The sequence below is a fragment of the Paenibacillus mendelii genome, from assembly GCF_024498075.1.
GTDB classification, from domain to species: domain Bacteria; phylum Bacillota; class Bacilli; order Paenibacillales; family Paenibacillaceae; genus Paenibacillus_Z; species Paenibacillus_Z mendelii.
This window is the reverse complement of the sequence record NZ_JANHOF010000050.1, coordinates 1-2,638: the sequence shown is the minus strand read 5'-3', so window position 1 is coordinate 2,638 and position 2,638 is coordinate 1. Positions and strand designations below refer to the sequence as shown.

The 2,638-nt window shown below is 41.5% G+C and carries 3 protein-coding genes; all 3 read right to left on the bottom strand.

Annotated elements, in window-relative coordinates; all coding sequences use genetic code 11:
- Positions 1 to 1,051, bottom strand: a 1,051-nt coding sequence (locus NNL21_RS35940) for an IS110 family RNA-guided transposase (RefSeq protein ID WP_256555718.1), incomplete at its 3' end; no start/stop codon positions are given.
- Between the two features lie 273 nt (positions 1,052 to 1,324).
- On the bottom strand, positions 1,325 to 1,768 hold the full coding sequence (locus tag NNL21_RS35935; protein ID WP_204822895.1) for a DUF6843 domain-containing protein: 444 nt from the start codon (positions 1,766 to 1,768) through the stop codon (positions 1,325 to 1,327).
- Positions 1,769 to 2,004: 236 nt separating this feature from the next.
- On the bottom strand, positions 2,005 to 2,514 hold the full coding sequence (locus tag NNL21_RS35930) for a hypothetical protein (RefSeq protein ID WP_204822896.1): 510 nt from the start codon (positions 2,512 to 2,514) through the stop codon (positions 2,005 to 2,007).
- Between the last annotated feature and the right edge of the window lie 124 nt (positions 2,515 to 2,638).

Sequence of the window (2,638 nt, the reverse complement as noted above, 5' to 3'; positions counted from 1 at the left end):
CTCGAAGTCGCTTCCGGCCTCTCTTGGTTATCCGGGTCTGTCCGGTATGTGTGCCGGATGAATTGGTCTTCAAGTTCAATCCAGCAAGCTTTGTAATCTGCTTGGGATGCCGGTACTGGCTAATATCTCCCACCTCAGCAAGAAACCCTGCGATGGTGTCCCTGCCAATCCCTTTCATGGCCAACACTTGCTGTACATGGGGGATTTGCATCAACAGATCATCTAATTTTGCTCCCAATTCTTCAAGTTTGTTCTGAAACCATTCGTACTGGGTCAGCAGTAATTTCAGCTCCATTTTAGCTAGCTCAGAGCCTTGTTGGATACCAACAGAAGCGCTGGCTGCTGCTTTAAGCTTCTTTATTCGGCTTAAACCAAGACCTCGCTTCGCTGCTTCTCTCAAGTGCTGTAGCAACGACTCGTCAGGTACAGAAACCAGCTCATGCGGCAGTAGATAGAGGCTAAGCATTTGGATGGCAGACTTGCATTCCCATTCCTTAAAGACCGTTAGAAACTCTGGGAAATAGCGATCCAGCCAGTTGTGGACGCGTGCTTGCACGACACAAAGGTCAGTCGTCAGATGATCGCGAATTTTCATGGCTTCCCGCAGTTCAGCATAAACGCCTTGAGGAAGACTCGGTACGGCGTATCTTCCGTCTTTGACCAGTTGTGCAATGACTTTCGCATCCTTAATGTCATTTTTCGTTGGCGAATTGTCATCAAGTTCTTTGCTTTTCTTCACGTGCAGTGGATTCACTACACCGTATTTTACTTGCTCTTCTCTTAGGAAATGAGCAAGGTTTAGCCAGTAATGACCGGTCGGCTCCATGCCGACGATGACATCCTGGAACCCTTGCTCCGTGGCGATCTTCTGGAACCAGCTAACGAACAACTCAAATCCTTCTCGGCTGTTTTCAAACGTAATTGGCTTCCCGAACTCGACTCCGCGGTAGTCTTGTGCGCGAGCCACATGTTTGAACTTTGCGATGTCCACACCGACAATTAAGGTAGAAGAAGTGATTTGATTAATGCGTTCATTTTGAGTAGAATTCATCTTGTAGTCTCCTTGATTTGTTTTTGGATCCGACGCTGGCCAGCATCTGGGACCCATCAACATCATACCAAGGAGTCTTTTTGTTTCTCAAATCTCGTATTTCTTCATAATAGGAATGCTGCCCGTTAGCTTAATAAAAACAAGGAGCTGTTGCCGCTGCAAACTGCTCCTAGTTGCCTTAAACTATAGTCCCCATTAGCAAATAAAGCCATCACATTGGCGGCTTGCAACAGTTGTCGCATGTATCTGACTTAATCTAAGGTCTTTTCATATTCATCTAGGAAGAGGTCTGATATCTTCCCATTGCTCTTTTGTCCCGACAAAAAAACTTAGTTTCTCAGGTATCTCCTCTGTTATTCCATTCGCATTCCCAATACTTCCAGATGATGTTCCTACACCATGTATCATTTCCTCAATATCAGTAATCTCTGTTTTCTGTCCATTGTTATCAACATAATAAAAACTCATGGGGCCTGAAACGTTTATGCTTGAGGTTTTAATTTTTCCAGAGGGAGGGACTTCATAAACAATGTGATTCCCTTCATGTTTCAACTCAGAATATTCAGGTTGATCAAATACAACTTCTATCCACCCCGTATAATCCTTTGGTAATAAAAACTTATGAATTGGATTCTCTGATATGTTGAAAAAAGCAATGCCCCCTATCACGAGAAAGGTAGCTACGATCACAGCGTATATACCAAGAGCCCATTTCATAAACATACCCCCTATTTTTAAAATAATTTTTAAAAATTAACTTACCTAATTCCACCCTTAGGTTCTGGTATATTTAGACGATTAGTGTCTTAGAAGGGTTCCAAATTCATCCAATCTGCCCGTTAGCGCAACACGGCTGCCGATCCATGTCAGCAGCCGCGTCTTAGTAATTTATTAAGCTATCGTGTCCCGTTAGCGTAACAGGCGAGAAGCGGAAATGCTTTGCTTTATCGAAGTCAAATTTTAAGTTGGTTGATTGCATTTTGAAATTGTTGTTCGTATTTCGCAGGTTTATCCATATCAGCAAGTGCCCAATAAAATACCATCACATTTCTTGCTTCATAAATACGAGGAATCATCATATCATATCTTTCTATTTGTTTATTAAAATCTTCCAATCCTTTTTTTCGTGCATGTTCTGATTCGAAAACATAAATTGAAACTCGCTCTAATTTAGTTGGGTCTGTATTTTCGGTAGGACTACCCACGGTAAATTTATTCGGTTTATTGTTGTTCAATAACCAATTATTACGTTCTTCTTGAACTGGCAGTAATTCAAGTCCTTCTTCCTGCAAAGCTTTTTTGAAGTCTTCCAATGTTTTTTCCGCCACACTTGCATTTTCATTTCCTTCTTTGTATTCCTCCACCACTACTTTTTGTTTGGGGTGGTTTTCTATGGATTCGTTCAAACATCCTGTCAAAGTAATTAACATAACACATGTCAGTAAAATGAAATTTAGTTTCAATTAAATCCCCCCTTCAACCTCAATAAATAGACGAGAAATATGGGGGCATTGTTGCGCTATCCTCCCTCTATGGAGAATCACTTTTCTCTTAAATACTTACGTTTTCTTAGATTTTGACCCAAGT